At 58.8% G+C, this 25927-nt stretch carries 26 protein-coding genes; 15 read left to right on the top strand and 11 right to left on the bottom strand.

The features are described 5' to 3' along the window. Positions 1-187: 187 nt before the first annotated feature. From fabF to HDE75_RS10995, 3 genes are all read left to right on the top strand, one after another. On the top strand, positions 188-1426 hold the full coding sequence (gene fabF / locus HDE75_RS11005) for a beta-ketoacyl-ACP synthase II (protein WP_260174126.1): 1239 nt from the start codon (positions 188-190) through the stop codon (positions 1424-1426). 163 nt (positions 1427-1589) lie between these two features. Beyond that, positions 1590-3131, top strand: a complete 1542-nt coding sequence (locus tag HDE75_RS11000) for a cryptochrome/photolyase family protein (RefSeq protein WP_183677741.1) — start codon at positions 1590-1592, stop codon at positions 3129-3131. 97 nt (positions 3132-3228) lie between these two features. After that, positions 3229-4122 carry a GGDEF domain-containing protein gene (locus HDE75_RS10995; RefSeq protein WP_183677748.1) on the top strand — a complete coding sequence of 298 codons (894 nt, stop codon included), beginning with the start codon at positions 3229-3231 and terminating at the stop codon, positions 4120-4122. 24 nt (positions 4123-4146) lie between these two features. Here HDE75_RS10995 and HDE75_RS10990 read toward each other — a convergent pair whose 3' ends face one another. After that, on the bottom strand, positions 4147-4362 hold the full coding sequence (locus HDE75_RS10990; protein ID WP_183677750.1) for a hypothetical protein: 216 nt from the start codon (positions 4360-4362) through the stop codon (positions 4147-4149). A 303-nt stretch (positions 4363-4665) separates the two neighbouring features. On the opposite strand from HDE75_RS10990, the gene HDE75_RS10985 reads away from it, so the two are divergent. The 5 genes from HDE75_RS10985 (at position 4666) to HDE75_RS10965 (ending at position 10034) form a co-directional block, all read left to right on the top strand. After that, on the top strand, positions 4666-6060 hold the full coding sequence (locus HDE75_RS10985; protein ID WP_183677752.1) for a class I SAM-dependent methyltransferase: 1395 nt from the start codon (positions 4666-4668) through the stop codon (positions 6058-6060). Then, positions 6060-7418, top strand: coding sequence for a sensor histidine kinase (locus tag HDE75_RS10980; protein WP_183678142.1), 1359 nt, complete (start codon positions 6060-6062; stop codon positions 7416-7418). Before HDE75_RS10985 ends, HDE75_RS10980 begins: the two co-directional genes overlap by 1 nt. Further along, positions 7405-8526 carry a response regulator gene (locus tag HDE75_RS10975; RefSeq protein ID WP_183677754.1) on the top strand — a complete coding sequence of 374 codons (1122 nt, stop codon included), beginning with the start codon at positions 7405-7407 and terminating at the stop codon, positions 8524-8526. The genes HDE75_RS10980 and HDE75_RS10975 overlap by 14 nt, the downstream gene beginning before the upstream one ends. After that, positions 8519-9532, top strand: a complete 1014-nt coding sequence (locus HDE75_RS10970; protein WP_183677756.1) for a response regulator — start codon at positions 8519-8521, stop codon at positions 9530-9532. Before HDE75_RS10975 ends, HDE75_RS10970 begins: the two co-directional genes overlap by 8 nt. 160 nt (positions 9533-9692) lie before the next feature. Next, positions 9693-10034: a hypothetical protein gene (locus HDE75_RS10965; RefSeq protein WP_183677758.1), complete on the top strand. Its 342-nt coding sequence runs from the start codon at positions 9693-9695 to the stop codon at positions 10032-10034. Between the two features lie 102 nt (positions 10035-10136). Here HDE75_RS10965 and HDE75_RS10960 read toward each other — a convergent pair whose 3' ends face one another. Next, positions 10137-10664, bottom strand: a complete 528-nt coding sequence (locus HDE75_RS10960) for an SRPBCC family protein (RefSeq protein WP_183677760.1) — start codon at positions 10662-10664, stop codon at positions 10137-10139. A gap of 189 nt (positions 10665-10853) precedes the next feature. On the opposite strand from HDE75_RS10960, the gene HDE75_RS10955 reads away from it, so the two are divergent. Beyond that, positions 10854-11639, top strand: coding sequence for a DNA/RNA non-specific endonuclease (locus tag HDE75_RS10955; protein WP_183677762.1), 786 nt, complete (start codon positions 10854-10856; stop codon positions 11637-11639). Positions 11640-11666: 27 nt separating this feature from the next. After that, entirely contained in the window at positions 11667-11921 is a 255-nt protein-coding gene (locus tag HDE75_RS10950; protein ID WP_183677764.1) for a hypothetical protein, read from the top strand. A 15-nt stretch (positions 11922-11936) separates the two neighbouring features. Here the strand turns inward: HDE75_RS10950 and HDE75_RS10945 are convergent, their stop codons facing one another. The 4 genes from HDE75_RS10945 to msuE form a co-directional block, all read right to left on the bottom strand. Further along, positions 11937-12959, bottom strand: a complete 1023-nt coding sequence (locus HDE75_RS10945; RefSeq protein ID WP_183677766.1) for a TraB/GumN family protein — start codon at positions 12957-12959, stop codon at positions 11937-11939. A 241-nt stretch (positions 12960-13200) separates the two neighbouring features. Beyond that, entirely contained in the window at positions 13201-14229 is a 1029-nt protein-coding gene (locus HDE75_RS10940; protein ID WP_183677768.1) for a methionine synthase, read from the bottom strand. A 27-nt stretch (positions 14230-14256) separates the two neighbouring features. Further along, positions 14257-15240 (bottom strand): DUF1852 domain-containing protein, encoded by a 984-nt coding sequence (locus tag HDE75_RS10935; RefSeq protein WP_183677770.1) that lies wholly within the window; start codon positions 15238-15240, stop codon positions 14257-14259. Between the two features lie 78 nt (positions 15241-15318). Beyond that, entirely contained in the window at positions 15319-15900 is a 582-nt protein-coding gene (gene msuE, locus HDE75_RS10930) for an FMN reductase (protein ID WP_183677772.1), read from the bottom strand. Positions 15901-15996: 96 nt separating this feature from the next. Between msuE and HDE75_RS10925 the strand changes: the two genes are divergently transcribed. Together HDE75_RS10925 and HDE75_RS10920 are read left to right on the top strand one after the other, a co-directional pair. Then, positions 15997-16905: a LysR family transcriptional regulator gene (locus HDE75_RS10925; RefSeq protein WP_183677774.1), complete on the top strand. Its 909-nt coding sequence runs from the start codon at positions 15997-15999 to the stop codon at positions 16903-16905. After that, on the top strand, positions 16905-17774 hold the full coding sequence (locus HDE75_RS10920; RefSeq protein ID WP_183677776.1) for a methylenetetrahydrofolate reductase: 870 nt from the start codon (positions 16905-16907) through the stop codon (positions 17772-17774). The genes HDE75_RS10925 and HDE75_RS10920 overlap by 1 nt, the downstream gene beginning before the upstream one ends. Before the next feature lie 97 nt (positions 17775-17871). Here the strand turns inward: HDE75_RS10920 and HDE75_RS10915 are convergent, their stop codons facing one another. The 5 genes from HDE75_RS10915 to HDE75_RS10895 form a co-directional block, all read right to left on the bottom strand. After that, complete coding sequence (locus HDE75_RS10915; RefSeq protein ID WP_311735099.1) at positions 17872-20760, bottom strand: M16 family metallopeptidase; 2889 nt, start codon at positions 20758-20760, stop codon at positions 17872-17874. Positions 20761-20865: 105 nt separating this feature from the next. After that, on the bottom strand, positions 20866-21342 hold the full coding sequence (locus HDE75_RS10910) for a nuclear transport factor 2 family protein (protein WP_183677778.1): 477 nt from the start codon (positions 21340-21342) through the stop codon (positions 20866-20868). Then, positions 21339-21935 carry a TetR/AcrR family transcriptional regulator gene (locus HDE75_RS10905; protein ID WP_183677780.1) on the bottom strand — a complete coding sequence of 199 codons (597 nt, stop codon included), beginning with the start codon at positions 21933-21935 and terminating at the stop codon, positions 21339-21341. The genes HDE75_RS10910 and HDE75_RS10905 overlap by 4 nt, the downstream gene beginning before the upstream one ends. A 31-nt stretch (positions 21936-21966) precedes the next feature. Further along, positions 21967-22977 carry a sensor domain-containing diguanylate cyclase gene (locus tag HDE75_RS10900; RefSeq protein WP_260173947.1) on the bottom strand — a complete coding sequence of 337 codons (1011 nt, stop codon included), beginning with the start codon at positions 22975-22977 and terminating at the stop codon, positions 21967-21969. A gap of 106 nt (positions 22978-23083) precedes the next feature. Further along, a complete protein-coding gene (locus HDE75_RS10895) occupies positions 23084-23992 on the bottom strand; it encodes a sensor histidine kinase (protein ID WP_183677782.1) in 909 nt (302 codons plus the stop codon). Between the two features lie 292 nt (positions 23993-24284). Between HDE75_RS10895 and queE the strand changes: the two genes are divergently transcribed. The 3 genes from queE to tadA are packed head-to-tail and all read left to right on the top strand — an operon-like array spanning position 24285 to position 25870. Continuing rightward, positions 24285-24920 (top strand): 7-carboxy-7-deazaguanine synthase, encoded by a 636-nt coding sequence (gene queE / locus HDE75_RS10890; RefSeq protein WP_183677784.1) that lies wholly within the window; start codon positions 24285-24287, stop codon positions 24918-24920. Positions 24921-24930: 10 nt separating this feature from the next. After that, positions 24931-25377 carry a 6-carboxytetrahydropterin synthase QueD gene (gene queD / locus HDE75_RS10885; RefSeq protein ID WP_183677786.1) on the top strand — a complete coding sequence of 149 codons (447 nt, stop codon included), beginning with the start codon at positions 24931-24933 and terminating at the stop codon, positions 25375-25377. Further along, positions 25370-25870 (top strand): tRNA adenosine(34) deaminase TadA, encoded by a 501-nt coding sequence (gene tadA / locus HDE75_RS10880; RefSeq protein ID WP_183677788.1) that lies wholly within the window; start codon positions 25370-25372, stop codon positions 25868-25870. The genes queD and tadA overlap by 8 nt, the downstream gene beginning before the upstream one ends. The last annotated feature ends 57 nt before the right edge of the window (positions 25871-25927 follow it).

The raw sequence follows: 25927 nt of genomic DNA, 5'->3' as shown, positions 1-25927 counted from the left end.
TTTTGCATATTCATTGGCGCGATGTGTCAATTCCTTCTCGAGTATCTCCCTATACTAAGCTTTGATTTCCAAGACGCCTGCGGCGTGACTTGGCCGTTGCATGGCGTATTTTGCCAATTTCTATCTGCCCATTTTTCGGGTCCAAGAGGAGCATGTTTTGAACACAAGACGAATTGTCGTGACTGGCATGGGCGTGGTGTCGCCCCTGGGATGTGGAACCGAGGCCGTATGGCGCCGCCTGCTCGATGGCAATTCGGGATTGGCGCTGCTGCCCGAAGAACTCACGGAAGCAATTGCCGCCAAGGTCGCTGGCGCCGTGCCGGGATTAACGCCAGAGTCCCCATGGGGTTTCGATCCTGCCGTCGCGGTGGAAGCCAAGGACCACAAGAAAATGGACCGCTTCAGCCTGTTTGCCCTGGCGGCCGCGCAGGAAGCCTTGCAGCAGGCGGGCTGGCAGCCCGACACCGACAATGCGCGCGAAAGGACGGCCACCATCGTCGGGTCCGGCGTGGGCGGCTTCGGCGCCATCGTCGATGCGGTGCGTACCACCGATGGCCGGGGGCCAAGAAGGCTGTCTCCGTTTACCGTGCCCAGTTTCCTGGCCAATATGGCGGCTGGCCATATTTCGATTCGCCATGGCTTTCGTGGCCCGCTGGGTGCACCCGTCACCGCTTGCGCCGCCAGCGCTCAGGCGATAGGTGATGCCGCCCGCTTGATACGTGCCGGTGAAGCCGATATTGCCGTGTGCGGCGGAGCCGAGGCTTGCATCGATCGCGTCAGTTTCGGCGCTTTCGCCGCAGCCAGAACCATGTCTACCGGCTTCAATGACCGCCCCACCCAGGCATCGCGCCCTTTCGATCTTGAACGGGACGGTTTTGTGATGGGGGAGGGGGCCGGCATGCTGGTGATCGAAGAACTGGAGCACGCCTTGCGCCGTGGCGCCACGCCACTCGCGGAACTGGTCGGTTATGGCACCAGCGCCGACGCGTATCACATGACGTCACCACCCGACGACGGCGCCGGCGGACGGCGCGCCATGGAACTGGCGATCCGGCAAGCCAACATCGCCCCCGGGCAGATCGGGCACCTGAACGCCCATGCAACCTCCACGCCGGTTGGCGACACCAGTGAGCTCGCCGCCATCAAGGCCGTATTCGGCACGGGGAGCGGCCCCGCCATCTCCGCCACCAAGTCTGCGACAGGACATTTGCTGGGCGCGGCTGGCGGCGTGGAAGCGATCTTTACCGTGCTGGCCCTGCGCGACCAAATGGCGCCGCCCACCCTGAACCTGGCACAGCCCGATCCGGCTGCGAAGGGCCTCGACATCGTCAGCGGCTTGGCGCGGAAAATAGCGACGGACTACGCCATCTCGAATGGCTTCGGTTTTGGTGGCGTCAATGCCAGCCTGATATTTCGCCGGTGTTGAGGCTAGATCAGAATAGCTCATCGAGCAGCGCATGCTGCAGTATATTGGCTGAGCAACAACACCAGCGCCAGCATAAAAAAATGGCCACGATTCCCAACTTGCGCGGTAAAGTCGGGGATCGGAATTAAAGTGTGGTTTTACTGAGCCACAGCACCTCATCATCATGCCCCAAGCAAAACACACCCTGCGATTGATACTGGGTGACCAGCTCAATCTGCAGCACCGCTGGTTCAGCGAAGTGGACGACGCCACCACCTACATCCTGATGGAAGTGCGGCAAGAGACGGATTATGTGCTGCATCATGCGCAAAAAATCCTGGCCATCTTTGCCGCCATGCGCGAGATGGCGCGGCAGCTGCACGCGGCCGGGCACCGGGTGCATTACATCACGATCGATGATGTGGAGAGCGTACGCTCGATACCGGACAATATCGAGGCGTTGATTACGCATTATCGCGCCAGCGCGTTTGAATACCAGGCGCCCGACGAGTGGCGCCTTGATGAGCAGCTGTACCAGCAGGGGCGCCGTTCCAGCATATCGTGGCTGATGGTCGACAGCGACCATTTTTATACCACCCGTAATGAAGCGGCCGATATTTTCGCCGGACGCAAGCAATGGCTGATGGAGTTTTTCTACCGCCAGATGCGTGTTGCACACGGGGTCTTGATGGCTGATGCAAAGAAGCCGGTCGGTGACCAGTGGAACTTTGACCACGATAACCGCAAGCCGTGGCGCGGCACGCCGGCCGAACCCATAGACCCCCGCATCTTGCACGACCATTCTCTGTTGTGGAACACCATCGTGGCGGCGGGTGTAAAAAGTTTTGGTGCGTCCAGGGCAGATTGTCTGCCATGGGCTTTGAGCCGCGAAGAAGCTTTGCTGCAGCTCGACGCCTTTATTGGCAATGCGTTGCCGCATTTCGGCGACTTCCAGGATGCCATGAGCAGCCAGGCCTGGCGCCTGTTTCACTCTTTGTTATCGTTTGCGCTGAATGTGAAAATGCTCAATCCGCGCGAAGTCGTGGGCAGGGCAGAAGCGGCTTACCATGCGGGCCATGCGCCATTGGCCGCAGTAGAAGGCTTTATCCGGCAGATTTTGGGCTGGCGAGAATATGTGCGCGGTGTGTACTGGGCGCATATGCCAGGCTATGAGAGTAAAAACTTCTTTGGCCATACGCGTGCATTGCCATCCTGGTTTTGGGATGGCAAAACCAAAATGCATTGTCTGTCACAGGCGATTAGCCAGTCGCTGGAACAAGCCCACGCCCATCATATCCAGCGCCTGATGGTGATCGGTAATTTTGCTTTGCTGGCCGGCCTGGATCCGGCCGAAGTACACCACTGGTATCTGGGGATTTATATCGATGCCTTTGAATGGGTGGAACTGCCCAATACCGTGGGCATGAGCCAGTTTGGCGATGGCGGATTATTGGCCACCAAGCCTTATGTCTCCAGCGCCGCGTACATCGACCGCATGAGCGATTATTGCAAAGGCTGCCATTACGATAAAAAGGCACGTATCGGTGACAAGGCATGTCCATTTAATGCGCTGTATTGGGATTTTTTCCATCGCAATGCGCGTGTGCTGGAACGCAATCCCCGCATCGGTATGGCTTACCGCCAGCTGGAGAAAATGGAGGATGCGGCGATTCTTGACTTCAAACAGCAGGCGGCGAAGATGCTGGGCAATTTGAATGCCTTGTGATGAGTGATGGCTATCCTGTGCACCGTAGGCGGACATGTCATCGTGCCGTCATCGGCAAACGCTATCGTTGAGACAGCTTTGTTTTAAGGATAACGTCATGCAGCAACTTCACCGCAACAGCCTGATCGGCGCCGCGCTCGCGCTGTCCCTGTTTTTCGTGCTGTATGCCACCTCGGGCGCCGTCAGGCCATCGCATGCGTGGAAGTGGATGGACATCGTTACCGAAGGGGGCACGGCCGTGATTGCCGGCGTGTGGTTTTTATATGCGCTCAGCAGCCGGTCCCGGGGGCTGGCGATGCGGCTGATCGCGGGCGGCCTGTGCGCCATCATGCTCGGTTCATGGGCCGCTTGCCTGGACGAATTCTTTGCCGTCGACAAGCGTGAAATGTGGGGCAGCTGGCGTGAAGCGCTGGTACCATTGGGCATGCTGGTGCTGACCATCGGCATGTATTACTGGCGCCAGGAACAGCTCCGCCTGAGCGGGCACTTGCAAAAAGGCGAGCGTTTGTTCCGCGATCACCGCGTGTTCGAGCGTATCACGCAGCTGGCCGATGCCAGCTATTTGCGCACGCAGATGCGCCTGGAGCAAGAACGCCATCCGGGCGTCGATTGCGCGCTGGTTTTGCTCGATATTAATAGCTTTCATTTGATTCAACGAGAACATGGCCACCGCGAAGGCGACCGCGTGCTGCAGGCCGTGGGCCACATGCTGCTGCTGAACTTGCGTAACGACGACTTGCTGTGCCGTTACGCGGACGACCGCTTTGCCGTGCTGATGCCGGGTGTGCCGCGTGAAGATGCGGCCGTGGCCGCGCGCCATTTGTGTTTCATGGTGGGCCAGATGCGCCACCACGCCAATGACAAGCGCATAATTCGCCTGAGCTTGCGCCATGCCTGTTCGCTGGCTGATGGCGTGCCGGAAGTGGTGCTGGCTGAGCTGAGCCGTTCGGTCGAGACGCCGCCCTTGGTATCGGCTACCGCAGCGGCCTGACGCTATTGACCACGGCGCCGTTGCTCAAGGGTACGGGGCTGCAAGCTGCATCTTGCGCATCACGGTAGTTATTTCCAGGCCGGGCCCGATCTCGTGCGCGCGCACAAAGCTGTCTGTCCATTTCAGGCGCATGGTGATGATAACGAGGCCGTGACCGCCTATGCCGGTTTTCACGGCGCCACCAATTTTCGCTATTGCTTCAAGCGCTGAACGGAGCAGGCGCCGCAATTGCTGAGCCATGCGCTGGCGCTGTTCGATGCGGTGTAGCGAGGGAAAGTTGTACTGGTGTGGCGTTTGCGCACTGGAAATGCCTTCCGTTCAGCAACGATTGCCCGTGCTCTTACATACAGTGTACACTCGGCAAGAGATACTGCAAAGACGCGCCTTGGCGTCACGCCGTTAATGATTTATATGGTTTAGCTCGATTCAAAGGATGGCGCTCTGGCGGCTGCCGCCCACGCGCCTTGCCCTCAACCCGTTTGGCCTCAGGCGCGCCCGTGCAAGCAGTGCGTCCGGGACCAGGCATCTTGACCATGTCCTATCGTGTATTCACAATCGCAAATCGATCCAGTCGTCAGTTTCCGCACTACCGGGGGTGAGGCAATCCGCGGCACTATTTTCAATCTGCAGCGCAATTCAATGGTGATGGAGATTTACAATCCCGATGCCATCGTGCAGGTGAGCGAAGTGCTCAATGAGCTGACGGTACGCATGGGTGCGAAAAACGCCTACGTCGGCAAGGCAGTCGTCATCAGTAGCGTCAATACGGGTTTGACGGCGATCATCTCGGTCACCTTGATCGACCCGTGGCGTGAATTGAGCGATGTGGTGCTGGTGAAGGGCGCCGTGGCGCGCGAGGCCACGGCTTTTGTATCGGGCTGGAGCGAGCGTTTCCGTATCCGCGGCGATTACCAGATCGTCGTCAACGAGATGCGCGCCTTCTTGTCGGAAGTGGCGCGCTGGGTCGAACAGGTCGATTTGTCCGCAGCGCTGCCAAAGGAGAACGGCCGCCTGAGGCCTGATGTCTTCTATGAACTGGCGCTGCCGCTGATGGAGCAAACCCAGCATTATCTGCGGCAACTGGAGGCAGCGGCGGCCCTGGTCGAGGCAGATCATGCGCCGGCCCATCGGGCCTTTGCCCAGGCGGCCCTGCACCCGCTGATCCTGCGCGCGCCGTTTGTGTTTCGTACATTCACCAAACCGCTCGGTTATGCCGGCGATTACCAGATGGTCAACCAGCTGCTGGACGATCCGCGCCAGGGGCCAACGACCTACTTCCAGATCGTCAACGCGGCTTTCCTGCAGGCTGCGGTGGCGACAGCGCACCGCAACCGCATCGATATCCTGACCGGTTTCCTGACACGCAAGGCAGCCCAGGCCCGCGCGGCGGGGCGCATTTTCAGGGTGCTCAATGTGGGTTGCGGCCCGGCCATCGAAGTGCAGCGTTTCCTGGAAAACTGTGCCGATGCGCAATGGCTGAGCTTTGAGCTGGTGGACTTCAGCGCCGAAACGCTGGACTGGACGCGTGCGCGCCTGGGCGCCATCCTGCAGCGTACGGGGCAAGAGGTCGATATCGGTTATGTGCACGATTCCGTGCATAATCTGCTCAAGCGGCGCCGCGGCAACGGTATTGCTGCCCGGTCCGATCGTTGCGACGTAGTGTATTGCGCCGGCCTGTTCGACTATCTGTCCGATAAGGTCTGCATGCGCTTGTTGCAGCATTTCGCCGGCCGGGTGGTAGCGGGTGGCCGCTTGCTGGTGACGAATGTGCATTCGAGTAACCCCGGAAAGTTCGGCATGGAACATCTGCTTGAGTGGCATTTGATCTACCGCAATGAAGAGTCTCTGTCCGCCTTGCTGCCAGCGCATGCAACGGAACATCATATCTATGTCGACGCCACCGGCGTCAATGTCTTTGCCGAAGTGAGTATTTCATGATGGATAACGCAGGTTTGCTGGAGGCCTACGCGGCAGCCCTGCGTAATTTTCGCCTGGAATTCAGCCGTGGCGGCGCCTATACGGGCATTGTGCTGATACTGCTGGGCATGGGTCTCGATTCCGCCCTGTATCCCGGCAAGCAGGCCGCCTTCGCGGGTGCGCGCATCCTGGTGGCGGCCCTGATACTGTGCGTGGTGCTGGCCATGCGCACGCGCTGGGCGCAGGAACGTATCCAGTGGCTGACGTTTATCTGGCTGCTGCTGCCGCAATTGATGATCGCCTGGATGATCGCCGTCACCGAAGGCGCAGGCTCGATCTATTATGTGGGCATGACCCTGGCGATTTATTCCTCGGGCATCGTGCTGGCCTTTGGCCTGTGGCAAAACATGGTCTTTGGCGCCATTTCCTGCCTGCTGTATGTCTGCGCCTGCGTCTGGTATGCGCGGGGCTTTGACTTGCGGGCGGCCTTTGTCGTCAATACCTTGTTCCTGATCATGTCGGCCAGCATCAGTACCGTGTTTACCTATTTTAATGAACGCGCCCGCTTCATGCTGTTTCAATTGAAGGCGGAAGTGGCGCAAAAGAACATGCAACTCGAGGAAACCAACCGCAACCTGGCTGATATCAAGGGGCAGATGCTGCAGCAGGAAAAGATGGCCGCCATCGGCACCCTGGCGGCGGGCTTGCTGCATGAAGTCAATAACCCTGTCAATTTCTGCATGATGGCCATCGAGGTGGCCATCGAAGACCCGGCCGCCAAGAAAAGCGCGCTGATCAGTGAATGCCTGGCCGACGCCAGGCAGGGTATGCAGCGCGTGCAGCACATCGTGTCGGACCTGAAAACCTTTGCCTATCGCAAGAATGGCAAACAGCTGGAAAATGGACATTTTCCGTTGGCCCGCGCGCTCGACGCAGCCATCCGCCTGGTGGGCCATGAAACGAAAGGCGTCAGCATCGTGCGCGAGTTGCCCGACGATACCATGGTGCGCGGCGACGAGGCCGCCATCGTTGGCGTGCTGATCAATCTACTGGGCAATGCCGCACTGTCCATGCGCAAGCGCAATGTGCCGCCGTTCGAGATCCGCATCAGCGCCCGTTGGGATGGCGACCGGCTGCGAATCAGCGTGCGCGACAATGGCCCCGGCATCGCACCGGAAAACCTGGCGCGCGTGTTTGAACCATTTTTTACTACCCGCGAAGTGGGGCAGGGACTGGGTCTGGGTCTGAGCATCAGCTATGGCGTGATCGAGCGCCACGGCGGCACCCTGAGCGCCGAAAGTGAGTTCGGTTCCTGGGCCAGCATGAATTTCGACTTGCCGCGACCGGATTGGGAGGGGCGTCAACATGACGGACGATAGCCGCGCCACCGTGCTCTACGTCGATGATGAGGAACTGGCGTGCAAGTATTTCAGCCAAGCTGTCGGCGCACGCTACCGTGTGCTGACGGCGCCCGGTGTCGATGCCGCACTGGCCTTGCTGGTCGGCGTGGGCGGCGAAGTCGATGTACTGGTCACCGATTACCGCATGCCGGGTCGCCTGGGCAGTGAATTGCTGCAGGAAGTGGCGCGCTGGTATCCGCATATCGTGTGCATGCTGGTGACGGCCTATGCCGACAAGCAGGTGCTGCTTGAACTGATCAATGGCGGCAGCCTTTTCCGCCTGCTGGAAAAGCCGTTTGACATGCCTTCCATGTTGAGTGCGCTGCAACTGGCCGTGCAGACCGGGCGCGAACGGGCGGCGCGCCGCCAGGGTTTGATGGCCATCGACGAATCGCTGGCCTTCCTGGCGCATGAGTTGAACACGCCGCTGGGGGCGATCGCCAATTTCGCGCGCGGTATCGAGCGGCGTGCCGCGGTGGTGGAAATGGTCGAGGCGCCAGCGGCCGAGATCGTCGAAGCGGCGGCCCTGATGCATGACAACGCCCGCTATTGCCTGGCGATACTGGCCAGTTTTGTCGATACCGTGCGCCTGGCCAGCGCGGGACCAGGCATGCGTGGCGGGCGTGGGCGCCGTGCCGCCAGTGCTGGCCAGATGCTGACAGGGTTGCTCGACACATATCCGCTGTCTGCCACCCAGCGTGCGGCCATCACGCTGGTGATCGAAGATGACTTCGCCATTACCGAATCGCCCAATTGCGTTGCATTGATCCTGTCTTCCGTGCTTGGGTATGCCTTGCGCAGGTTGGCGGCGCACCCGCATCCGCGGCTGGTTTTCAACGTAGGCAACCGGCATATCAGCCTGAGCGACAATGGGCCCGCCATTTTGCCGGACTTGCCCGAGCGTCTGTTGCATGATCCCATCAGTAGCGATAGCGTTGCAGAGCCTGCCTGGAGTATGATTTTCTGTCAGCGCATGATGCATTCTTTTGGTGGCAATATCGATATCGGTATTGTTAGCAATGGCGCTGACAGCGATACCACGGTCACCTTGAGTTTCCCCGTCCATATAAGGAACGAGCATGATTGACGCCAAGCTGCCTTTGCCGCCCCAGCGCGCGCCGGAGCAGGAACTGCCGACGATACTCTACGTCGATGACGAAGCCAACGCCCTCAAGTATTTCCAGCGTGCCATCGCACCGCTGGCCGAAGTTTTGACTGCCACCTCGGTCGAGGAGGGCAAGCGCATCCTCGACGAGCAGGGCGGACGCATTGCCGTGCTGGTATCGGACCAGCGCATGCCTGGCGCCTACGGCAATGCCTTGTTGTCGTATGCCTGGGACCGCCACCCGCACATCGTGCGTATCCTGACCACTGCGTATTCCGAACTGGAGCATACGGTGGAAGCCGTCAACCAGGGGCAGATCCACCGCTACATCCAGAAACCGTGGGATATCGCTGCGCTGCGCATGGAGTTGAAGCAGGCGCTGGACCTGGCGCAGCTGCGCAACGAGCACGCACAATTGCTGCGTGAAAAACTGCTGGTGCGCCAGCGCCAGGTGACCGCCAACCGCATCGGCAGCCTGTACCTGCTGTGCGCCAGCCTGGCCGGGCCGGAGCAGCAATTGCCGGTGGAAGCGTATCTGTCGGCGGCGCTGACGGCCGGCGTGACGCCGCCCGAACCCGATTGGCTGACGATGGATCATGCCGACCTGGTCAGTTCGGAAGCGTTCCGCAGCACGGCGTTTGGCGCTGCCGTGCGTCAGCAACTGGCCACGCTGGAGCGCGAGCATCCCGGTCCTGGGGTGGAGCAAGCGATTGAACTGCTGCACGCCGTGTTTGGTGAAACCCTGCAAGACAGGGGCGGCACGGCGCTGTTTCTCGAACCGCGTTTGTTGACGGAGTTTCTGGAAACACCGACCAGCACGCCTGTTTCGCCCGTGCACGCGTTCTGGCTGGCCAGCCTGCTATGGCTGGCGCGGCGCGGCTGGTCCTTGCAACTGAGTTCCACCGAACAGGGCCTGCAGGGCAGGCTGGTGCAGGCCGAACCCGCCCTCAAACCGGACCACCTCGCTGCCTGGATCGAGCAGTTTTAAGTAACGCTCCGTTTGCCAACGATTCTGCCGGCGGTTTGGTCGCGGGTAATTCTCTTGTAATGAACGCTGCGGCTTCAAAGTTAATACTATTGATATCCAAAATGGCTATGTTCAGGGCACCTTTCAATATAAAATATATTTTTATTTTATCTATCTGAAGATGAAGCATATTTTATTGAGTTTGGCTTTTGCGGCGTCATTCGTGGCGTCGCCAGTCCATGCCGAAGGGGCAATCATTGGCAAGGTCGTCGAGGTACGCATTGATTTCGATGGCAAGGGGTTGGTAACATTTGCCGATACCATCGTGGGTACACAGCCGGCTTGCGCTATTGCCGGTTATAACCATTCCATGTCATTTGATGCGGCAACCGCCGGCGGCAAGGCCATGTATGCCATGGCCTTGCTTGCAAAATCGAGCGACGCCACTGTTTATGGGATGGGGAAAGGCACCTGTGTGACTTATGGCGTGGTTGAAGATGCCAGTATTCTTTTCCTGAAATAGGGATATTGGCACGTACTTGATGCCGGTGCTTTCCAATCGCGATACATCAACAGGAAACAGGGCCGCACGGGCCCTGTTAGTGTGCCTGTGCAGGCGTAACGCCTAGCGCTCCGAGACGGCCTTCAGATTGGCCAGGCCCTTGTCAAAATCCTTGCCTATCATGGTATCCATGCTGACGAACACATTCATAACCTTGCTCACGTAAGGGCTGGGGCCGGTCATGGTCCAGTTTACCTTCGTGTTGTCGCCATCGGGCGTCAGGGTAAAGGTGGTCGTGTTATGGCTTTCGAACGGCTTCAGGAAATCGAGCTTGATGACGGTGCGCGCAGGGCTGGCCGCTTCGGTGATTTCCATGCGCCCGGCGCCCACCTTGTCGTTACCTTGCCACGCATATTGCGCGCCCAGGCCACTGGTGGGGCCGCTGAAGGTGCGGCGCATGGCCGGATCGAGTTTTTCCCATGGCGACCAGGCCGCCCAGTAATGGAAATCGGTGATCATGCCGGCGATTTTTTCTGGAGGCGCCTTGATGGACACTTCGCGCTGCACGCTGAAGGTATCGGGCTTGGTGGTGGCGTAGCCCAGGATGGCGGCGACGATGACGACGATGACTAGCAGGGTCTTCTTGATCATATGCTCTCCAAATTATAATAGTAGATACGATACGAACAAATCGATTCAATCTTAGCAGATATCAATCCATGCGCGCCATTCGGTCGCCGCATTATTTGCGCCACCTCGGTATCAGCTTGCACAGCGCGTTGTCGTGCGGCGTCATCGTCCGCTAGAATGTTGGCCCGCAAAGATTTCAACTAAGGAATTATGATTCAACGATCGATCGCCAGGCTGACCCTGGCGTGCGGCTTGCTGGCCTCTGCTTTTGCCGCGAACCTGGCGCATGCCGACGCCTGTCCCGCCATGTATGTCGATGGCCGCAAGCCGGAAATTACCAATCCCAGGATGGACGTGGAAACTACCGAACTGTGCTACACGGTGTTTGGCGTCATGCATTCAGGCCTGACGCGCACGCCGCTGTGGTCGGCCGAACATTTGACAGCGAGCAATGTGGCAGCGGCGCAGGCTTTGTCGCGCGAAAACACCTTCCATGCCGAACGCCGGCTGCCAGCGGGCCAGCGCGCCGAGCTCAGCGACTATGCGCGCAGCGGTTTTGACCGGGGCCACATGGCGCCCAATGGCGACATGCCGGACCGCATCAGCCAGCAAGACAGTTTTACCCTGGCCAATATGGTGCCGCAAGACAGCGCCAACAACCGCTATATCTGGGCCGGCATCGAAGGCGCCGTGCGCAAGATGGCCAAGAAAGAGGGCGACCTGTATGTGCTCACGGGGCCAGCCTTTATTGGCGGTAACTTGCGCAAGGTGGGCAATGTGCTGGTGCCCAGCCACTTGTATAAGGCCGTCTACAGCCCGCGCCAGCGCGCTGGCGCCGCTTACTTCATCGCCAATGTCGACACCAAGGATTACGAAGTGCTGAGCATCGCCCAACTGGAAGACAGGATAGGCATCAATCTGTTACCGTCGCTGACGCGGCAGCAAAAAATGTCCATGCTGAGCTTGCCCAAGGTGAACCGCAAGTCCAAGAAATAATCTGCCTGAATCTGGAGAAAGAAAACCATGAGCGCAAAGAAATTCATCCCCTACGCTAATGAAAGCGATGTGCTGTCCATCGGCGGCCTGTCGATAGAAAACCGGCTGGACCGCATCAGCATCAGCGGCGATATCGACCTGACCCAGGACCAGGCTGGCCTGGCGCTGGCCCGGCAACTGCAAACCTTGTTGAGCGATGTGGTAGCGCAACTCGAAAAAGCAGCATTGCCGGACCAGTTGCCACCGCCGGTGGTGACGACCGTGGCCAATCCGTTTGCATAAGGCGAGAAGGGGACTTTAATACACCTCGCCATCCGGATCTTCCACGCGATACCCCTTGGCCTTCAGCGACGCCAGGTAGCCGTGTGGATCGAGAATGTCGGCCAGGCGCAGCGAGGCGAAGCTGCTGGCATTGCTTGCCAGCGCTTTTTCGGCGGCGGCCAGCCAGGCCGTCTGCATGCGTTCCTTGATATTCTGGAAGCCCGGCTGGTTCCTGGCGAACTCGCCATTGCTCATGGCATTGCTGCATTCGTTTTCCTGGTCCGCGTAATCGAGTTTCTGTATGCCTTGCAGGTCGCCCTTGGCCCAGGCATTGGCGCGCAGGCGCATGGCGTCGATATCGCTTTCCAGGCGCGCCAGGGTCTTTGAGAAACACTGGGCGTCAGCCAGCTGCGATTTCTTGAAGTCTTTCAACAGCTTCGATGGGTCATCCATCGGCAGTTCGATGCCAGTCTGGACGACCTTGAGTTTATGCTGCTCGACCATCTTGTCGATCTTGCGGTTGACTTCATAACCCTTCGATAGCCCGGCTTGCTTTAATCCAGCCTCGAACAGGGTGTCGGCCGCGAATATAGGCCGCTCGCGCTCGATGCTATCGTCGTCGCCCAGGTATTTTTCTTTCAGCGGCTGCCAGCGCGCGTACACATCGGCCGGCAGCACGTCGTGCAAGGTGGCGCCATCGGGATTTTTCTTCAGGCCGATCAGGCTCGGTAACAGGGTCAGGCCCCGGAAAAAGCCCACGCTGGCCTTGGCGCTGGGCGCCGTCAGATATTCTTGCGACTGGGCCAGGATGGTTTCCACCTGCTGCGAACGCCATTCCATTTTTTGCGGCAGGGGTGAATATGTGCCAAATATCCACAGCACATGGTTGTCCTTGCTTACCTTCCACAATCCCGGTCCTGGTCGCTGTCCCACCACCAGGATTTGCTCGCCGGCGGCGACGACTTCAGGCTCGCTGGCGACGGCAGCAGTATCGGTTTGCGCCCAGGCGGACGACACAGCCAAGGACAGGCACAGGGCAGGCAACAGGCATTGCAACATATGGCTTATCTCTCAACAGTTTTTAAAGTTGCAAGATAGCATGGCCATGTACTTTCATTCAGGCCGGATATGTAAAAATATGTGACACAATAAAAAGACAGGTGTTATGACAGCCAGGAAATTTGTCGCCCTTCATAATCGGCTGAAGTGCGTCGTGGATGCGTTGCCTATAAAGTGGGCGTGCAAAAAAAATCGGTCCATCGCTGTAAACGATGGACCGACATGCTATTTCAGCAGACTGTTAGGCCGAGAGTTCCCTGCGGATGATTTCTGCGCCAGCACTGAGCGCATTGAGTTTGCCTCTTGCTACTGCACGCGCCAGTGGCGCCATGCCGCAGTTGGTGCTAGGGTAGAGCTTGTCGGCATCGACAAACTGCAGCGCCTTGCGCAGGGTGTTGGCCACTTCCTCAGGCGTTTCAATGATATTGCTAGCCACGTCAATCGCGCCCACCATCACTTTTTTGCCACGAATCAGTTCAATCAGGTCGATGGGCACGTGCGAGTTGTGGCATTCCAGCGAAATGATGTCGATATTCGATTGCTGCAGCTTGGGGAAAGATTCCTCATACTGACGCCATTCGGAACCCAGCGTATTTTTCCAGTCCGTATTGGCTTTGATGCCGTAGCCATAGCAAATATGCACGGCGGTTTCGCATTTCAGGCCTTCAATCGCCCGTTCCAGGGTAGCAACGCCCCAGTCATTGACTTCATCAAAGAAGACATTGAATGCGGGTTCATCAAACTGGATGATGTCGACGCCAGCCGCTTCCAATTCCCGGGCTTCCTGATTGAGGATCTTGGCAAATTCCCAGGCCAGCTTTTCACGGCTCTTGTAGTGGTTATCGTAGAGCGTGTCGATCATCGTCATCGGACCTGGCAGGGCCCATTTAATCGGCTGCTTGGTTTGTTTGCGCAAAAACTTGGCATCTTCAACAAACACCGACTTTGGACGGCTCACTGCGCCAACCACGGTCGGCACGCTCGCATCATAGCGGTCACGAATCCTGACGGTCTCGCGTTTTTCAAAATCAACGCCATCGAGATGTTCAATAAACGTGGTGACAAAATGCTGACGGGTTTGCTCGCCATCACTGACAATATCGATGCCAGCCTGCTGTTGTTCTTGCAGGGATAACAGCAGGGCATCTTGTTTGCCCTCGACTAATTCATCATCTTGCAATTTCCACGGTGACCACAGTTTTTCAGGTTGTGCAAGCCAGGAAGGTTTAGGCAAACTGCCGGCAGTTGAAGTAGGTAATAATTTTTTCATGATAGTGATGTCGTGTATGTTGGTTAATCAGAGAGCGTAATTGGAAGCCCATTGTTCAAGAATATTTTTGTAGGGCTTGATGAAATGCTCCTCTGTATATTTTCCCTGTTTGACAGCCAGCTGGCTGCGCTCTTCCCGGTCATAGACAATTTGCGTCGATGAATAGTCCTGGTTCTTCAGGCTAGGCTGATAAAGTTGTCCTGCCGCAGAATTGGCATTGTAAATTTCGGGGCGATAAATCTTTTGAAAGGTCTCCATCGTGCTGATGGTGCCGATAAGCTCGAGATTCGTGTAGTCGCCCAGCAGGTCACCGATAAAATAAAAAGCCAGCGGTGCAAAGCTGTTTGGCGGCATGAAGTAGCGGACTTGCATGCCCATCTTCTCGAAATATTGATCCGTCGAGGAAAATTCATTTTGCTGATACTCAACGCCCAATATGGGATGCTTATTTTCAGTCCGGTGATAGATCTTGCTGCTCGAGGCGCTGATGCAGATCACCGGCGGTTTTTTAAAGTGCGCTTTATACGTATTTGAATTTACAAAGTGTTTGAACAGTTTGCCGTGAAAATCGCCAAAATCATCCGGGATGCTGAAGGTGGATTTATCATTATTGTGCTCTGGCAGCAGCACGCTGAAGTCGTAATCGCGTACGTAAGAGGAGAAGTTGTTGCCCGCAATACCATCAATACGTTCACCAGTTTTTTTATCGAGGATATTCGGTTTCAATATCTCGATCAATGGCAGTGGATTATTGCCGCCTTCGCCATCAATATTCATTTCAACGGAAATGATGTCGAGTTCGACAGAGTAGCGATCGCCCTTCGGATTGTCCCAATGCGCCAGGTTGTTGAAGCGATTGTCTATCATCTTCAGGGTATTGCGCAGGTTCTCCTGGCGACTTGCCCCTCTGGCCAAATTGGCAAAGTTGGTTGTCAGGCGTGTATTTTCTGATGGATGATAGTTTTCATCGAAAGAGATACTCTTGATGTTGAATGAAAAATCTTTGCTCATTGTGCTCTGGTGTCCTAATCTGCGAAAAAATCTGAATAGGTTGATTGCGTATTCAGTGCTTTAAAATTCCTGCTCTTTTCAGGCCGCGACCATCTCTTCAGCGGTCGCATATCTTGCATGGCGCGTCAATTCGATCAAGGGCAAGCCCCGTTGGACTGCCAGCGTAGCCCGCTCGATCAGGGCCTCGTTCTGCAGGCGGTAGTCGAGAAAATCCTTGTCGGTCGCGTAGACGCCCAGCGGCAATGTGCGTGCCTGGAAGAAGCTGAAGAGCGGCCGCAACTGGTGGTCGATCATCAAGGCATGGCGCTCGCTGCCGCCGGTGGCAGCCAGCAAGACTGGCTTGTCGATCAGGGCGTCTTGATCAATGAAGTCGAAGAAGTGCTTGAACAGTCCGGTGTAGGAGCCGCGGTAGACCGGGGTTGCCACCACCAGGATGTCAGCTTGCTCGACCGCTGCAAGTTCCCGCTCCACCGTATCGGGTAGATGGGAGCGCCAGACCGCGCCGGCAAGCTGTGGTGCGAGCTGACCCAGTTCGACCAGGCGTTGTTCGCACGGGAATTCGCCGGCGATCAGGTCCATCAGGTGCTCGGTCAGGGCGGCAGCCTTGGAGGGGCGTTGCAGCCCGCCGGAAACCGCTACTAAACGCAGTGGACGTGTCATTTTTGCTCTCATATGTATCGATAGCAGATGATAGCGGCGCAGATCTATGAAGTATAATGGTTTTATTTCATACATCCATGAATAAGGATCATCCAAATGCTTGAGCGCATCCACCTCAGCATCGTTCAGCAGGTCGAGAAACAAGGGTCGTTGACGGCCGCCGCGGGCGTGCTGAACCTGACCCAGTCGGCCCTGAGCCACAGCATGAAGAAACTGGAGCAGCAACTGGGCACCGACGTCTGGCTGCGCGAAGGGCGCAACCTGCGCCTGACGCAGGCTGGCCAGTATCTGCTGGCGGTGGCGAACCGGGTGCTGCCGCAACTGGACCTGGCCGAAGAACGCCTGGGCCAGTTCGCGCAGGGCGAGCGCGGTGCGCTGCGCATCGGCATGGAGTGCCACCCTTGCTACCAGTGGCTGCTGAAAGTGGTTTCCCCTTATCTGGCCGCATGGCCCGACGTGGATGTGGACGTCAAGCAGAAGTTCCAGTTCGGCGGGATCGGCGCGCTTTTCGGCTATGAAATCGATTTGCTGGTCACGCCCGATCCGCTGTTCAAGCCGGGGCTGAAGTTTGAACCCGTGTTCGACTACGAGCAGGTGCTGGTGGTGGCCAAGGGCCATGCGCTGGCTACCGCGGCCTATGTGAAGCCCCAGCAACTGACCCAGGAAGTGCTCATCAGCTACCCAGTGGATATCGAACGCCTGGACATCTACAATCAGTTCCTGTTGCCGGCCGGTGTAGCGCCCAGGCGCCACAAAGCCATCGAAACCACCGACATCATGCTGCAGATGGTGGCCAGCGGCCGTGGTGTGGCGGCCTTGCCGCGCTGGCTGGTCGAGGAATACGCGGTCAAGATGGACGTGGTGCCTGTGCGGCTGGGTCTGCGCGGCGTCGCCAAGCAGATTTTCCTTGGCGCGCGCGAGACGGACACCACCATCGACTATGTGCGGGCTTTCATCGAACTGGCCCGCCAGCCTGCCGCCGCCATTACGCAGGAGAGCAACTGATGGGTGTCGCCGTCGAACGCAAACCGTTTCCGCTGCCCGCCAGCGACATCACGGACGCCTATTCCCTGGAAGTCAGTGCGAAGGATATTGCTGCCTTGAGCGCAGCGGCGCCCCGGATATTGCCCGCGTCTACCATTTCGGTTCCCTACCTGCCACGCGAAGACAATGACGCGCGACTGGCCGCAGTGCTGGCCATACGCAGGCTCGGCTTTGAACCGATGCCGCACTTTTCTGCGCGCCGCATCGCTTCGCTGGCCGAGTTTGAGTCTTTCGTCAGGCGCGCGGCTGCTGAAGCGGGCGTCGAGCGCTGCTTCGTGATCGCTGGAGATCCATCCACCCCGATGGGGCCGTTTTCCGACAGTGCCTCGCTAATCGACACAGGCGTTTTCGAGCGCTCGGGCATCAAGCTGATCGGCGTGGGCGGCCACCCGGAAGGCCATCCGGTCATGAACAAGGCCGAGCAGTGGGATGTGCTCGAACGCAAGTGCCACAGCATAGGCCAGCGCGGCATGGCGCCCTTGATTGTTACGCAGTTTGCATTTGACGCCGAGATTGTGCTGGCGTGGTTGAAAGCGCTGCGCGAGCGTGGCATTGACCATCCCGTACGCGTGGGCGTACCTGGCCCCGCGAACATCGCCGTGCTGGCGCGCTATGCCGCCCTGTGCGGCGTCAGCGCTTGCGCATCGATGTGGTCCAAATACGGCGTTTCAATTGGCAAGCTGTTCGGCACGGCGGGGCCGGACCTGTTTGTTGATCGTCTGGCCAGCGGCCTGACGGAAGCACATGGCAAGGTCAGCCTGCATTTCTTTCCATTCGGCGGCATCGCACAGTCTGTGAAGTGGATAGAGCAGTACCGTTCCCGCGCCTAGCTCCCCTCATCGCCCTCATCGCCCTCATCGATATATCGCTGGCCAGGCCACATGCATCCGGCAGCCAGTGCCGGATGCATGCGGGCAGGTACGACGATTACTGCGCGAACGCCGCAGCCGCTGGCGTGATGGTCACGGCCTCGGGCTTGATGTTCAGCTTCATGGCGCCGATGAGCTTGTCTTCATCGAGCAGTGACTGCGGCTTGTTGCCGTCGTACTTGATCGGCGAGAAGGCATCGCTGACCAGCTTTTCCTTCAGGCCGGCCGCGTCCTTGGCAATTACCACGACCGACAGGTTCTTCGCCGACAAGTGCTGCTTGATGGCGCGGTTGACGTCAGCCAAGGTCAGTTTCGACAGGCCGTCGCGCATCAGCCTGGTGAATTCCGGCGTGCCATACCATTGCGAGTCCAGCGCGTAACCAAGTTGCTGGTCTTGCGTCGAGGTCATGACAAACACGTTTTTCATCAGGTAGTCGCGGGTGGTGGCGAAGTCTTCCTGCGTCAAGCCATTGTCGACCAGCTTGCCCAGTTCCGTCAGCGCCACGCGCAGGGCGAAATGGGCGTTTTCCGGGGCGACCGGGCGGATCCAGATTTCGAACAGCTGCGCCTTGCGGCCCAGGTTAGGATTCGGGAAGAACTGGAACATGCCGCGCGGGAAGGCTTCGATATACGCGTAGTCGCCATAGTTCATGCCGCGGATTTCACGGATGCGCTGATACAGATAGGAATTCGAGGCACGGTGCTCGCCCAGCCAGGTTTTCGCCAGCCACAGGGCAGGGAAGTCCGGGTCGGTGCGGGTCACGTCCAGCGGCAGGCCAAACGAGATGGCCGTGGCGCGCGTGTTTTTCTCGATGATTTCCACTTCCAGGCCATTGGCCTTGTGGCCTGCCGGTTTGGCAATCGCTGGCAAGCCCGGGCCGGCCGGCAGTGCCGCCAGCGCCTGCGTCAGCGAGGCCGTCATGGCGTCTGAAACATCACCGGCAATGCCGATCTTCACGGCACCCTGCGTGTAAGCGGTTTTCCAGAACTGTTTCACGTCGTCCAGGGTGATCGCATCGATGCCTGCTACCGTGCCCAGCACAGGGTGGCCATACGGCGTGCCCGCGTAGACATTCGTTTGCAGGCGTTCCTTGGCGAATTCCTCTTCGTTATTGTCTTTCAGGTCCAGCAGCAGCGCGTTCTTTTGCGCATCCTTCAGGCGGCGGAAGTCGTCTTCGCGGAAACCGGGCGAGAGCAGCAGCGGCAGCGCGATCTGGTTGAACTGTGCCCAGTTATCCTTGTGGATGGAACCCGTAAACGTGGTCATTTCCTTGTCCGTCTGCTGGTTGAAACTGCCGGCCAGCGGGAACAGGGCTTGCTTGACTTCGTCGATCTTGCGCTCGCTGGAGCCGCCCGCCGTGACCATCGCAGCCGTCAGCGCAGCCAGGCCTTCCTTGCCTTGCGGATCTTGCGCCGAACCCACGGTGAACAGCAGCTTGTAGCGGATTTGCGGCAAGGCCGATTTTTGTACCAGCACGTCGAATTTGGTGGTGGAAACTGCTGGCAGCAGGCTGGCCAGTTTAGGCGTGGTGGCGATCGCCGCTGGCAAAGCCTGGTGCGACAGGGTGCTGACCACCAGGCCGTCGTCGGTCAGGTATTTTTGTGCGGCCGCTTGCAGGTCGGCTGGCGTGAGCGAGTCGATCAGGCGGTAGTACTGGTTGATGGTGGCGTAGGAGCGGTCGAAATGCACGAAGGATGCCAGGGTGCCGGCGATTTGCTCGGTATTGTCCAGCGAGCGGATCAAACCGTATTTCTCTGCCGACTTGGCGTCCGCCAGGTCTTTGTCACTGACCGGCGTGGTGCGCAGCTGGGCCACGGTTTTCAGGATGGCGTCGCGCACATATACGGCGTCGTCACTGTTTTTCACGCGTGCGCCGATCACGGCCAGGGTCGGATCGACGCGGTCCGGCGTCATCTCGAACAGCTGGTCCACCTTTTGCTCGTTTTGCACCAGGCGCTTGTACAGCGGCGAGGTATTGCCGAACGACAGGGACAGCAGGGTCGCCAGCGCGGCCTGGTCCTTGTTCTTCACGGAAAACGCTGGCGCATGGAAGCCGACCGCTACCCATGGCAGGGTCGGCGTCGGCCAGGCCACGTGCGTGTAGACGGGGCCATGCGGCGCCGGTTCGGCCGGCACGGCCGGTTGCGGCTTGCCGCGCTGCCACTGGCCCCAGTATTTTTCCACCAGCGCGATGGCTTTTTGCGGATCGACGTCACCGGCGATGATCACGGTGGTGCGTTCCGGGCGGTACCAGCGGTCGAAGAAGATCTTCGAGTAGGCATACTGGTTGGGCATGTCTTCGATGTCCTTGATGAAGCCCATCGTCGTATGCTTGTAGGTATGCGTGGTGTAGGCGCTGTCGCGCATGACTTCGAACAGTTTAGAGACCGGATTGGCGCTGTTCTTGTTGTATTCGCCGAGCACGGCGCGCGATTCGGTCTTGAAGCCGTCTTCCGAATAGTCCAGGTGCTGGAAGCGGTCGGCTTCCACCTTCAATACCGTTTCCAGGTCGTCCTTGGCAAACGTCGTGTGGTAATTGGTCAGGTCGTCGCTGGTGTAGGCGTTCTGGCGCGCACCGGCCTTGGTGATGATGGCCTGGTATTTTTCTGGCGGGTACGCCTTGGTGCCGCGGAACATCATGTGCTCGAAGAAGTGGGCAAAACCGGACTTGCCCGCTTCCACTTCATTGCGCGAACCTGTCTGTACGGGGATTTGCAGCGAAACGATGTTCGGGAAACCGGTCGGCACGATGATGATCTTCAAGCCATTGGCCAAGGTCTTTTCAGTGGCCTTGAAGGGTAATAAGTCAGCCTTGGCGGCGCTTTTGGCGCTGCTGGTCTGAGTGGCAGGCGTGGCGGTAGCGGTATGCTGGGCCAGGCTGGAAGACGCCATGGCCGATAAGGCCAGGGCGAAGAGCGGAATAAACGCGGGCTTGATTTTTGACACAGGGTCTCCTGTTGTTGAACGGGTTGCAACAAAGGAGCATAGAATATCCGCAAGGCTGTGCATAGTGCAAGATGGCATGGCCGCCATCTCGCTGTCGTGTTTAGCTTACAGTCCCAGTGCCGATAATCCTGGATGGTCGTCCGGGCGGCGCCCCAGCGGCCAGTGGAACAGGCGCTCGCTGGCCTTGATCGGCATGTCGTTGATGGACGCGTGGCGGTTTGTCATCAAGCCGTCAGGGCCGAATTCCCAGTTTTCATTGCCGTAGGAACGGAACCAGTTGCCGGCATCGTCATGCCATTCATAGGCATAACGCACGGCAATGCGGTTATCCGTGTACGCCCACAGTTCCTTGATCAGGCGGTAATCGAGTTCCTTGTTCCATTTGCGTTCCAGAAAGGCGCGTGCCTGATCGCGGTTGACGGCAAATTCGGTCCGGTTGCGCCAGCGGGTATCGAGGCTGTAGGCCAGCGCGACCCTGGCCGCATCGCGGCTGTTCCAGCCATCTTCGGCCAGGCGGACTTTTTCAATCGCGCTCTCGCGTGTAAAAGGGGGCAGTGGTGGCCGCAAGGTGCTGTCGTTCATGGGGATTCCTTGGTGATGGGAGCAAAAAAGGTGGGTAGCAGGCAGCGCGCCAGGGCTTGCGCACGGCTGGCGGCCTGCAGGTCGCCCGTGATCAGCGCCACGCTGATGGCGCCGTCGATCAATATCAGCCAGGCATCGGCCAGTGCATCAGCCTGGGTCACGCCAGCGTCGATGGCCAGTTGATATACAAAGGCGCGCAGGCTGGTCTTGTGTTCGCGTGCCACCATGCGGATGGGATCGGCCGGGTCGCCGATCTCGCCGGCGGCGTTGATGAAGGCGCAGCCGCGAAAGTCCGGCGTGGCGAACCATTGCGTGAGCGCATCAAAACTGGCCAGCAAACGTGCCGTGCCTGGTTCAGCATGGCAACTTGTCTCGCTGAACCAGCGCATCCAGCGCGCATCGCGCTCGCGCAGCGCCTGCGCCACCAGTGCATCCTTGGTGCCGAAATGGCGGTAGATGGTTTTGCGGGCTACGCCGGACGCCTTGACGATGGCGTCCATGCCGGTGGCGTTGATGCCACCAGCGTAAATCAGCGCTTCGGTTGTCGCCAGCAAAGTTTGGCGGGCAGACGAGGAGGTATCTGTATTATCCATGCAGAGATAGTAGAACGATCGTTCTCCATCGTCAAGCTCTTTGTGGAAACGATGGTGCTTCCGGCAGGCTGATGCGGTTGCGGCCCAGGTGCTTGGCGCGGTACAGGGCGCTGTCGGCCGTGTGTATCAACTGGCCCAGTTCCGTTCCGGGGCCGGGCAGGGCAGTGGCCGCGCCGATACTGACGGTGACCGTGGCGCGGAAATCGCCGGCGGTGCTACGCGGCAATTGCAACCGTTCCACTCGGCACCGTATGCGTTCGGCAACGATGGCCGCCCCCTTGAGCGTCTGGTTGGGCAGGATCACGGCAAACTCTTCCCCGCCATAGCGGGCAACCAGGTCGTTGGCGCGCATTTCACCCGAGACGGCACCTGCCACCTTGCGCAAACACTGGTCGCCTTTCACATGGCCATGGCTATCGTTGTATTGCTTGAAGTTGTCGACATCGACCATCAGCAGCGATAGTGGCTGGTCCTGGCGCAGGGCGCGCTGCCACTCGGCGTGCAGGGTGTCGTCAAAACAGCGCCGGTTGGCCAGGCCCGTCAGGCCGTCACGCGTGGCCAGCCGTTCCAGCGCCACCTGAGCGCGTTTTTCATCGGTCATGTCGCGCAGGGTTTCCATCACCGCAATCAGCGCACCGCTGCCGTCAAAGATGGAACTGGCGTCGATGGCCAGGTAGCGGCGCCGGCCCGTGCGCGGCATGTCGCACCAGTTTTCGGCACACAGGTTATTGCCCGTGCTATGACGGTATTGCTGCTGCTGGTACAAGGCGTGCAAGTCGCTGCCACGTCCTTGCAACAGCAAATCGGCCAGGGTAGGGCGCTGCCGGACATAGAAGCAGCGCCAGTGCCGGTCCGTGCCCAGTACTTCCTTGGCTGGCACGCCAGTGAGCCGCTCGCAGGCGCGGTTCCAGAGTATCACCTTGCCTGCAACATCGAGCGCAAAGGTGGGCACCACCAGCATTTCCATCATGTGTACCGCAAAACCATGTGCGGCGGCGAGCGGCGTAGCGGTTCCAGGCAGGGATGCGTGGCTGTCCGGCATGAGCGGGTCCTTAGGGGAGGAGGAGCAAGGGGAGAACCATGATGCAATACGTGCCGCTTTTGTTATTGATGATAAGCAATAGTTTCAATGATAGGGTGATGTGCGCTTATGTGCTTAATGGCAAGGTCAGGTGGATGCGCGTGCCGCCGCCAGCCTGGCTGGCGATCTCCAGGGTGCCGTCTGCAGCGGCCAGACGTTCGCGCATGCCAGCCAGGCCGCAGCCTCCTTGCCTGGGGAGGGCTGGCATGCCGATGCCATCGTCCATGATGTCGAGATGCACTGCGCCGTCGGCGCCTGGCCTTTCCAGCCTGACCTTGATGTGTGTTGCCTGGGCATGGCGTGCAATATTGGCCAGCGTTTCCTGCAGCACCCGGTAGAGCAGGGCGTCATGCGGTCCGGCAATGGCCTCGGCCTGGGTGCCATCATCGTAGCCCAGTGCATAGTCGTAGCCGATGTCGTTAACGCGCGAAAATTCTTCCAGCAAGGCGCCACAGGCGGCGCTCAAGCCCTGTGTCAGCGCGGGCGGACGCAAGTCGTCGATGACGCTACGCAGCGAAGCGATGCTCAGGTCGACATTCTGTACCATCAGGGCCAGTTGCCGCGCCAGCAGCGGGTAGGCGCCATGGGCATTCTTTTGCAGCATTGCCAGGTCCATCTTGAGGGTCAGCAAGTGCTGGCCCAGGTCGTCATGGATGTCGCGGCCGATACGCCGCCGCTCCTCTTCACGCACTTGCTGGTGCTCGCTGTTCAATTGACGCAGCCTGCCATGCGTGGCCAGCAGCGCCTGTGCGCTACTGTTGCGCAATTGGCGCTGACGCCATAACAGCAGCAAGGTAAGCAAGCCCAGCAAAATGGCGCAGACTGTAACAAGGTTGAACAGATCGGCATCGCTGGCTGGCCATGGCGCCTCGGCATCATCTGCCTGCCCGGCAACAGTTGCGAACGCCAGGCCGGCAGTGCTGGCGCAGGCGAAGAGGCAAAGGCGATTGCTCAGCTGTGCCGTCCATTGCATCATGTTATTGCTCCCTGATTGTTTTCCAGCAGGAAATACCATCACTTGAAAATATATTAACTTAAGAATATTTATATTGTCTAAACGCAAAAAACTTCGGGATTATTCCCATGTCTGTGGCGTGCTGGGGACAGCAGCGCTGGCCGGTGGCCGGGGCGTATTTGCACGGGAAGCGTGCTGCACGCTTATAATAGAGGGTTGTCAATCGGCTTTTGCGGTCCCGGCTTGCCCTGCGCGGCCACCGTATCCATGTGCCCGCCCGCGCGGTGGCGCCAGCCAGCTCTTAGGAAATACAGTGACTTATAGCATCAAAGAGATTTTTTACACGCTGCAGGGCGAAGGCGCGCACGCGGGCCGGCCGGCCGTGTTTTGCCGTTTTTCCGGCTGCAATCTGTGGACTGGCCGCGAAAGTGATCGCGCCACGGCCGTCTGCCAGTTTTGCGATACCGACTTCGTCGGCACGGACGGTGAGCGCGGCGGCAAGTTCAAGACGCCGCAGGAACTGGCTGAGCTGATCAACAGCCTGTGGCCGGAAAAGTATACCGCCAGCAAATACGTGGTGTTTACGGGCGGTGAACCGCTGTTGCAGCTCGATACGGCCCTGATCAACGCCATGCATGCGGTCGGTTTTACCATCGCCATCGAAACCAACGGTACCTTGCCGGTGCCGGCAGGCGTGGACTGGATCTGCGTCAGCCCGAAGATGGGCTCCACCCTGGTGGTGCACAAGGGTAACGAGATCAAGGTGGTGATACCCCAATTCCAGCAAGACCTGGCCGCCTACGAAGGACTCGATTTCGAGAATTTCTTCGTACAAGCCATGGACGGTCCGCTGGCCGCGCACAATATGAAACTGGCCATCGAGACATGCAAAAGCAACCCGAAGTGGAAGCTGAGCCTGCAAACCCATAAACTCCTGCAAATTCCTTAATATAAAAATTATGCTCACTATCACACGCAAGCTTGAATTCGACGCGGGCCACCGCATTCCCGACCATAAAAGCCAGTGCCGCAACTTGCACGGCCATCGCTACACGGTGGAAATCACCCTGGTTGGCAATGTCATCGAGGCCGAAGGCAATTCCGACAACGGCATGATCATGGACTTTTCCGACGTGAAAACCCTGGCCAAACAGCATCTGGTCGACGTCTGGGACCACGCCTTCCTGGTCTATGAAAAGGATGTGGCCGTGCGCGACTTCCTGGCCAGCTTGCCCGACCATAAAACGGTGGTCATCGACCGCATTCCCACCGTGGAAAACCTGGCCCGCATCGCTTTCGAGATCTTGAAAGCGGCGTTTACCGACCATTTCGGCACCGGCTTGCACCTGCATAAGCTGGTCTTGCATGAAACCCCGAATTGCTGGGCAGAAGTCACCAATGACTGAAATGCAGGATAGCGCCACCGATACAGCCTTTATGCGGCTGGCGCTGGAGCAGGCGCAGCATGCGTGGGATCTGGGCGAAGTGCCGGTGGGCGCCGTGGTCGTCAAGGATGGGGTCGTCATCGCCGTCGGTTACAACCAGCCGATCGGCCGCCACGACCCTACGGCGCATGCGGAAATCCAGGCCTTGCGCGCCGCCGCCGATAAGCTGGGCAACTATCGCTTGCCCGGCTGTGAACTGTACGTGACCCTGGAGCCGTGCGTGATGTGTTCGGGCGCCATGTTGCATGCGCGCCTGTCGCGCGTGGTGTTTGGCGCCAGCGACCCGAAGACGGGCGCCTGCGGTTCCGTGCTGAACCTGTTCGAGCAGACGGCACTGAATCACCAGACGGCGATTAGTGGCGGAGTACTGGCCGACGAGTGCGGCGCCTTTTTGAAACGTTTTTTTGTCGAGCGCCGCCGCGCGCAGGCGGCAGCCCGCCTGGCGGCAAAATAAGTCTTTGCGCCAGCCGTCCAGGCTGGCGGTTTCCACGATCACTGTTGCTAAATAACC

Origin of the sequence: Janthinobacterium silvisoli (assembly GCF_014200725.1) — a bacterium.
Taxonomy (GTDB): domain Bacteria; phylum Pseudomonadota; class Gammaproteobacteria; order Burkholderiales; family Burkholderiaceae_D; genus Janthinobacterium.
The sequence above is the reverse complement of the archived record's forward strand: the minus strand, read 5'-3'. Positions and strand labels throughout refer to the sequence as shown.

Bases quoted from the DNA above. Each gene is read 5' to 3' on its own strand.
- fabF (WP_260174126.1), top strand. From the start codon at position 188: ATGGGCGTGGTGTCGCCCCTGGGATGTGGAACCGAGGCCGTATGGCGC.
- HDE75_RS11000 (WP_183677741.1), top strand. From the start codon at position 1,590: ATGCCCCAAGCAAAACACACCCTGCGATTGATACTGGGTGACCAGCTC.
- HDE75_RS10995 (WP_183677748.1), top strand. From the start codon at position 3,229: ATGCAGCAACTTCACCGCAACAGCCTGATCGGCGCCGCGCTCGCGCTG.
- HDE75_RS10990 (WP_183677750.1), bottom strand. From the start codon at position 4,362: ATGGCTCAGCAATTGCGGCGCCTGCTCCGTTCAGCGCTTGAAGCAATA.
- HDE75_RS10980 (WP_183678142.1), top strand. From the start codon at position 6,060: ATGGATAACGCAGGTTTGCTGGAGGCCTACGCGGCAGCCCTGCGTAAT.
- HDE75_RS10975 (WP_183677754.1), top strand. From the start codon at position 7,405: ATGACGGACGATAGCCGCGCCACCGTGCTCTACGTCGATGATGAGGAA.
- HDE75_RS10970 (WP_183677756.1), top strand. From the start codon at position 8,519: ATGATTGACGCCAAGCTGCCTTTGCCGCCCCAGCGCGCGCCGGAGCAG.
- HDE75_RS10965 (WP_183677758.1), top strand. From the start codon at position 9,693: ATGAAGCATATTTTATTGAGTTTGGCTTTTGCGGCGTCATTCGTGGCG.
- HDE75_RS10960 (WP_183677760.1), bottom strand. From the start codon at position 10,664: ATGATCAAGAAGACCCTGCTAGTCATCGTCGTCATCGTCGCCGCCATC.
- HDE75_RS10955 (WP_183677762.1), top strand. From the start codon at position 10,854: ATGATTCAACGATCGATCGCCAGGCTGACCCTGGCGTGCGGCTTGCTG.
- HDE75_RS10950 (WP_183677764.1), top strand. From the start codon at position 11,667: ATGAGCGCAAAGAAATTCATCCCCTACGCTAATGAAAGCGATGTGCTG.
- HDE75_RS10945 (WP_183677766.1), bottom strand. From the start codon at position 12,959: ATGTTGCAATGCCTGTTGCCTGCCCTGTGCCTGTCCTTGGCTGTGTCG.
- HDE75_RS10940 (WP_183677768.1), bottom strand. From the start codon at position 14,229: ATGAAAAAATTATTACCTACTTCAACTGCCGGCAGTTTGCCTAAACCT.
- HDE75_RS10935 (WP_183677770.1), bottom strand. From the start codon at position 15,240: ATGAGCAAAGATTTTTCATTCAACATCAAGAGTATCTCTTTCGATGAA.
- msuE (WP_183677772.1), bottom strand. From the start codon at position 15,900: ATGACACGTCCACTGCGTTTAGTAGCGGTTTCCGGCGGGCTGCAACGC.
- HDE75_RS10925 (WP_183677774.1), top strand. From the start codon at position 15,997: ATGCTTGAGCGCATCCACCTCAGCATCGTTCAGCAGGTCGAGAAACAA.
- HDE75_RS10920 (WP_183677776.1), top strand. From the start codon at position 16,905: ATGGGTGTCGCCGTCGAACGCAAACCGTTTCCGCTGCCCGCCAGCGAC.
- HDE75_RS10910 (WP_183677778.1), bottom strand. From the start codon at position 21,342: ATGAACGACAGCACCTTGCGGCCACCACTGCCCCCTTTTACACGCGAG.
- HDE75_RS10905 (WP_183677780.1), bottom strand. From the start codon at position 21,935: ATGGATAATACAGATACCTCCTCGTCTGCCCGCCAAACTTTGCTGGCG.
- HDE75_RS10900 (WP_260173947.1), bottom strand. From the start codon at position 22,977: ATGCCGGACAGCCACGCATCCCTGCCTGGAACCGCTACGCCGCTCGCC.
- HDE75_RS10895 (WP_183677782.1), bottom strand. From the start codon at position 23,992: ATGATGCAATGGACGGCACAGCTGAGCAATCGCCTTTGCCTCTTCGCC.
- queD (WP_183677786.1), top strand. From the start codon at position 24,931: ATGCTCACTATCACACGCAAGCTTGAATTCGACGCGGGCCACCGCATT.
- tadA (WP_183677788.1), top strand. From the start codon at position 25,370: ATGACTGAAATGCAGGATAGCGCCACCGATACAGCCTTTATGCGGCTG.